The 444-nt window shown below is 71.2% G+C and carries 1 protein-coding gene; it reads right to left on the reverse strand.

The window, feature by feature from the left end; all coding sequences use genetic code 11:
* Positions 1 to 444: DUF3418 domain-containing protein (locus DBR36_RS18740; protein WP_258222980.1), on the reverse strand; the 444-nt coding region annotated here is incomplete at both ends.

Raw genomic sequence — 444 nt, forward strand, 5'->3', positions numbered from 1 at the left:
GGCGGTGACGAGTTCGTCGCGCATGCCCGGCACCTGCCAGTCGAAACCGTCGGGGCGCAGCTGCGCCAGCAGCGGCAGGGGGACGACGACCGTCACCCCGTCGTCTGGAGCCCCGGGCTCGAAGCGGTAGGCGAGGTTGAGCGTCTGATCGCCCTGCCGCCACCGCGCGGGGAACGCCCGGTCGTCGCCCTGCGCGCGGTCGCCGGTGAGGTCGGACTCGCGCAGGTCGAGCAGGTGGGGCGTGCGGGCGACGGCATCCTTCCACCAGGTCTCGAAGGAGCGCACGTCGGTGACATCGGCGGGGATCCGTGCGTTGTAGAACGCGAACACCGCCTCGTCGCCGACGAGGATGTCGCGACGTCGTTCGCGCTCCTCGATCTTCTCGAGCAGGCGGCGCTGCTCGAGGTTGCGGCGCAGGAAGGCGGTCAGACGCTTGTCCAGCAC

This window comes from Microbacterium sp. HMWF026 (genome assembly GCF_003061325.1).
Classification (GTDB): domain Bacteria; phylum Actinomycetota; class Actinomycetes; order Actinomycetales; family Microbacteriaceae; genus Microbacterium; species Microbacterium testaceum_E.